This window comes from Niallia sp. Sow4_A1 (assembly GCF_052116745.1).
GTDB lineage: Bacteria > Bacillota > Bacilli > Bacillales > Cytobacillaceae > Niallia > Niallia hominis.
Window position 1 is genome coordinate 1 of sequence record NZ_JBQKKM010000097.1, and the last position, 5,634, is coordinate 5,634.

Genomic DNA, 5,634 nt, shown 5'->3' on the forward strand with positions numbered 1-5,634 from the left:
AAAAACGAAATTTTGATGAAAGAAAATGTTTAGAAAGCGGATACAAAATTAAAAGTTTTATTTTATAAAAAGGGAGCTAAAAAAACTCCCACAAAAACTTGACTCAATCGTTTTTTCTCGGTGACTTGATTTATTTTCTGATTTTGTTTAAAATCCATTATGGAGTCCTCCTTGGTTACAAATTAGGGGTCATTTCGTCGACGATTTGACACCCCGCATCATACCAAGAGGGCTCTTTTTGTTCAAGTCCCCGAAAATCCTTCTAACAGGAATGCTACTATAATCATTTTTGTAAAATTAAAACAAAGGGGATATTTTTAATGAAACGTAAACTTACTTTTTTAGTAGTATTTTTGATTCTTATTCTAGCTGCCTGTACCTCAAAACAAAGTTCAAATGAGAAGGAAGAGGAAAAAAACAAAGAAAATGAAATAGTAGATGCAACTGAATCAAAAGTGGATGGGCTAAAAACAACTAATTTTGAAATATTAACAGGAAATGAATTTACTATAGTAGCAAAAAAAGCCATCCACCAATTAAACAGTAAGGTGACTGTGGAGGCTTTTACTTTTAACGGTTCTGTACCCGGTTCACAAATTCGTGTCAAGGAAGGAGAAAAGGTTAAAATTAATTTTAAAAATGAATTACCAGAGCCTACTTCCATACACTGGCACGGTATTCCCCTTCCGAATGAAATGGATGGAATACCTGGTGTAACCCAAAATGCAGTTCAACCGGGTGAATCCTTTACTTATGAATTTATTGCTTCCGTTCCAGGAACTTACATGTACCATACACACCAAGATGCAGTAAACCAATTAGATAAGGGACTTTACGGCTCTTTTATTGTAGAACCAAAAGAGAAAACATATGATAGAGATTACACTCTAATGTTAGATGAGTGGATCAGCAGTTCTGCCGTATCTGATATGTCTTCTGGCGATATGGCTGGTATGGACAATAGCAACATGAACGGAATGGATCACAGCAATATGAGTGGTATGGATCATGGCTCAAGTTCTAATGATCAAGAACAAAGTGGTAATGCTTCGATGGGACATAATATGAATATGTACGACATTTACACGATGAACGGGAAGAGTGGAGAAGCGATTGAACCGTTGAAAGTAAAAGAAGGAGAAAAAATTCGGATACGCTTAGCCAATATTGGTTATTTACCTCATAACATTCATCTGCATGGTCATACCTTTAAAGTGGTAGCCATTGACGGTCAGGAATTAAACGAACCAAAGGAAATCAAAGATCAGTTAATCTCAATTGCTCCAGGGGAACGTTATGATATCGAGTTTACTGCAGATAATCCTGGCGAATGGTATCTAGAATGTCACGGTGACATGGAAGGTTCAAAAGGAATGAAAGCCATGATTCAATATGAAGGAAATAACGATTCTAATGATAAATCTAATCAGGATGAAAAATTACCTATATTCTCGTTTACGAATTATGGGAATGCAACAAATGGAGGATTTACTCTTGACCAAAAGTATGACGTTGAATATACAATGGATCTAAACGGAAATAATACAGATAATATCTGGACAATTAATGGTAAAACGTTCCCAAATACCGATGGTATTAATGTAAATAAAGGTGATTTAGTTAAAGTAAAATTAGTCAACAATTCTCCAACTGGAGTAATTCACCCAATGCATTTACATGGACACTTTTTCCAAGTATTAAGTAAAAATGGTCATCCATTAGATGGGGCTCCTATTTTCAAAGATACGATTAGTTTAGAGCCCGGTGATGAATATGTTGTCGCATTCGAAGCTGACAATCCAGGAAACTGGCTGTTCCACTGTCATGATTTACACCATGCAACAGCAGGTATGGTGGATATGATAAAATATGAAGGATTTCAACCAAGTTTTACACCTGATCCGAATGCCAATAATAAACCTGAGTAACTATAGTCTCTCAAAAAAAGAGGTAGAAACCGTTTTTGCGGTGTCTACTTCCCTTTTTATGATTAAAGTTATTTCTGCTTTTTATATAATCCACTTTATAAGACTAATTATTTTTCCCACTACAACAACTACTCGTGTTGGAAGTTTCTTCTCTACATGAAGAACACTTACCTTCTTTTGATTTTTTGACATGACGAATGAAAGCCCATCCAGCATAACCGAAAATAACTATCCCAATTACAATACTTGCTATCATCCCACTTCACCTCTTTCCTTTATGCTAATCCAAACATTCTTCCTCCTTGATACACTAGAAATGAAATTATATAGGCCAAAGTAAGTGAATATATAATAGAAAAAATGGTCCACTTTTTTGAACCTCTTTCTTTATAAATGGTTGCTGTTGTTGCTAAACAAGGAATATACAACAAGATAAAGACCATAAAGCTATATGCAGCTAGAGGTGTGTATTGAGAAACAAGTAAACCTTGTAACGTCGCTTCATCTGGTACAAAGTAAATGATATTCATGGTTGAAATAATGGCTTCTTTTGCTAGAAAACCAGTTAACAAGGAAGAAGCTGCCTGCCATGAACCAAACCCAAGTGGAGCTAGAATAGGGGCGATCACACCACCAATAACTGATAAAAAGCTTTTATCCATCTCTACATTTAAGCCGCCAGGTCCTGTATAAGACAATAACCATATAAGGACAGAGCCGGCAAAAATAAACGTGCTTGCTTTTCTTAGAAATCCCTTTCCTTTTTCCCACGTACTTTTCCATAATGCTTGCCCTTGGGGTAGACGATATGGCGGTAATTCTATAACAAAAAGAGATGTTTCTCCTTTTAATATCGTTTTTGAAAATACTCTTGCTAACACTAACGAGAGTACAATCCCAAGTACATATAATGATAAAACAACTATTGCTTTATTTTTGATAAAAAATGCACCTACAAATAACGCATATATAGGAAGTCTTGCAGAGCAGGACATCAGAGGCGTTAGTAGTGTCGTTAATAATCTTTCCTTTGGGGTTTCAATCGTTCTGGCTGCCATTATTCCTGGCACATTACAACCAAATCCGATAATCATTGGGATAAATGCCTTTCCATTTAAACCAACTTTATCCATGATACGGTCCATAACAAGTGCCACTCTTGCCATATACCCGGAGTCCTCCAAAAGAGCAATAAAAAAGAACAGAATAAACATTTGGGGAATAAACACTAATACCCCACCGACACCAGCAATAATTCCATCTACGATTAAATCACGAATAAATACGGAAACACCAAAAAAAGATAACAGTCTTTCAAATCCTATTGTAACAGGACCTGAAATAAGGCTATCCAATAAATCGGATAATGGGGTTCCAAGCCAATCAAAGGTTAACATAAACATGATATACATCATGAATAAAAAGATAGGAATCCCCAATATTCGGTTTGTAACAATTCGATCAATTTTATCTGTTAAAGGAATGTTACTTTGATGAGTTCTTGTAACAGAATTATTAAGTAAGTGATCTATAAATTCTTGGCGTTTTCTGTATATATATTGACTAACTGATTTAACTTTGTATGATTGTTTTATTTTTACCTCAATATCATCCATTAAATTATTTAGTACTTCTTCTTCCATATAACCTTTTAAATATGTCTTGACGTATTGGTTACCTTCCAATAATTGAAGTGTTAACCATTTAGTTGATAGGCTATTATTTTCATGAAGGAACCCTTGTATCTTTTCAATTGCTTCCTTAATTTCTTTGCCGTAGTCAACTAAATTTCGGTTAAAATATTTATCTTTGCTAACCGATAATGTGGCTGATAATTGTTCACAACCCTTACCTGATCTAGCAATAACCGGTGTTACTTTCACTCCAAGAAGGGAGGATAATTTCTCTATATCAATTAATATACCTCTTTGTTTTGCAACATCTACCATATTCAAACAGATATCAACTGGCTTTCCATATTCTAAAATTTGTATGGTCAGATGCAAATTTCTATGTAATTGAGACGCATCCAGAATATTTAATAACTTGTCTACATGGTCTTCTAATAAAAATTGGGAGACAACAGCTTCATCCTTTGAAAGTGGACTTAATGTATAAATACCTGGTAAATCAATAAGTTTATCCCTTTTATTTTTCAATAAGCCTACTTTTTTTTCTACTGTAACACCGCTCCAATTACCTACATATTCATATGAACTTGTTAAATTATTAAATAAAGATGTCTTTCCTGTATTCGGATTTCCAAGAAGCGCAATTTCCATTATTATCTCTCCACTTCTGTCTATAAAGCTCCCTTTCTACGAATTACAATACATTAATTTTTATCATCGATAATAACCTTAACGTTTAGGCAGAACGTCGATTGGATTTAATAAATTACCATTTTGATAGACTTTAAAGTCAAGATGGGTACCAGTTGATTCACCTGTATTACCCATGATCCCTACTTTTTGCCCTTGCGCTACAATTTGCCCTACTTCAACACCTATAGAATCTAAATGAGAGTATTCTGTGGTATAACCGTTATCATGTTTAATTTTAACCGTTAAACCTGCACTGTAATACCATCCTGTATAGTAAACTGTCCCACCTTTTGAAGCAATGATAGAGTAATCTGAAGGAGCTGCAATATCAATACCTTTATGATAACTCCCCCAACGAGGTCCTTGGTAAGAGGTAATGACTCCACCGATAGTTGGCCAAATAAAATCTCCGTTGCCTTGCGGGGCTTCCACTTTTATATCATTAGATGAACTAGTAGATTGTTTTTGAATATTTTGGGTACTTTCCTTTTTCGTTTTATTGGCATTAGCTATTTTTATTTGATTCATCATTTCATTTCTTTCTTTTTCTAAAACTTTCACTTCATCTTGAATGGCCTTTTCTTTGGTTTCTTGTTCTTGTTGACTAGTGATTAAATCTGCTTCTTTATTCTTCAATTCAGAACGCATTGATTCTATTGATAATAGTTCAGATTCTAGCTCTGCTTGAGCTTTCTCGACTCTTTCCTTATCATTTTGATGTTCCTTTAGGATGTCTTGATCTGCTTCTACAATGGTTAAAACTGCTTCTGTTCTGTTAATAAAGTCACCAAAACTTTGAGCGCCAAGCAAAACTTCTAAATAGCTAATGGTTCCTCCGGATTCTTGCAATGAACGTGCACGATCTTTTAGCACTACATTTCTTGCTTCTATTCGCTTCCATATCTCATCGATTTCTGCCTGAAGGCCTTCTATATTCCTCTTTGTTTCGGTAATTTGTTGATTTTTATTATTTATTTCTGTCTGTGTTTCTTTTATCGAAGAGTTGAGTTTTCCTAACTCTAGTGAAGCTGTTTCCAATTTCTTTTGTAATTCTTGTATTTTATTATTAACAGATTCTACATCTGATGATGTATATTCTGCTGCTTTTACTGGAGAAACCTCGCCTAACACAGTGCCTAACCCTAATGAAGTGATTAATGAAAATGCAACAAGAGTTTTCTTCACGTTCGTATTCTTCCTTTCTTTGCGCTACTCATAATTAAACAAAGTTCTACTATTAACAAGAGTGAATTTAATCCTATCGTATTACTAAAGTAAGCGTCAAACTATACCCACATGGTTTGACGCTTTTTTATATGCGATAATCTCCTAGAGATTACACATAATGGAGGTTTTGCTATATGAAGAGATCCGATCTTAGA

At 34.6% G+C, this 5,634-nt stretch carries 4 protein-coding genes; 1 reads left to right on the forward strand and 3 read right to left on the reverse strand.

All coding sequences use genetic code 11. The features are described from left to right. Positions 1–320: 320 nt before the first annotated feature. Entirely contained in the window at positions 321–1,928 is a 1,608-nt protein-coding gene (locus ACTQ5K_RS25140; protein WP_441994435.1) for a multicopper oxidase family protein, read from the forward strand. A 103-nt stretch (positions 1,929–2,031) separates the two neighbouring features. Here ACTQ5K_RS25140 and ACTQ5K_RS25145 read toward each other — a convergent pair whose 3' ends face one another. From ACTQ5K_RS25145 to ACTQ5K_RS25155, 3 genes are all read right to left on the reverse strand, one after another. Further along, on the reverse strand, positions 2,032–2,184 hold the full coding sequence (locus ACTQ5K_RS25145) for a FeoB-associated Cys-rich membrane protein (RefSeq protein ID WP_441131565.1): 153 nt from the start codon (positions 2,182–2,184) through the stop codon (positions 2,032–2,034). A 19-nt stretch (positions 2,185–2,203) separates the two neighbouring features. Continuing rightward, positions 2,204–4,210, reverse strand: coding sequence for a ferrous iron transport protein B (feoB, locus tag ACTQ5K_RS25150; protein ID WP_441994436.1), 2,007 nt, complete (start codon positions 4,208–4,210; stop codon positions 2,204–2,206). A gap of 78 nt (positions 4,211–4,288) precedes the next feature. Next, the gene (locus ACTQ5K_RS25155; protein WP_441131567.1) at positions 4,289–5,437 is read right to left on the reverse strand and encodes a murein hydrolase activator EnvC family protein; all 1,149 of its coding nucleotides are present in this window, start codon (positions 5,435–5,437) and stop codon (positions 4,289–4,291) included. Between the last annotated feature and the right edge of the window lie 197 nt (positions 5,438–5,634).